This window comes from Paraburkholderia sp. SIMBA_054 (genome assembly GCF_046534875.1).
GTDB classification, from domain to species: domain Bacteria; phylum Pseudomonadota; class Gammaproteobacteria; order Burkholderiales; family Burkholderiaceae; genus Paraburkholderia; species Paraburkholderia hospita.
In genome coordinates, this window is sequence record NZ_JAWRXV010000952.1 from 1 (window position 1) to 264 (window position 264).

The 264-nt window shown below is 56.8% G+C and carries 1 pseudogene; it reads right to left on the bottom strand.

Going from position 1 to position 264, the window contains the following annotated elements:
- Window positions 1–154 precede the first annotated feature (154 nt).
- Window positions 155–264: pseudogene (locus SB822_RS57940) on the bottom strand (LysR family transcriptional regulator); the annotation flags it as partial.

The following is a 264-nucleotide window of genomic DNA, read 5'->3' on the forward strand; positions in this document are numbered from 1 at the left end:
GGTGGCGGCTTCGTCGATCGGATTCATCCTGTCTCCTACCTTGCGGCGACGGCGAAGTTGCCGTCCCTGCGTTCTTGTCATGTGTGCAATCAATGATAAGAACGCGACGGTGATGAGTCCAAGACGGGTTGCTTATGCTTCTATAGGTTTTTGCTTATAGTGCTGCGTCCGCAATTGGCGGCGGCAGACAGGCGAGGAATGCACGCAAATGGGGTGCAGCGTCGTCCGTGCGAAAAGTTGCGGCGAGCGTCGAGCGATGCGTTG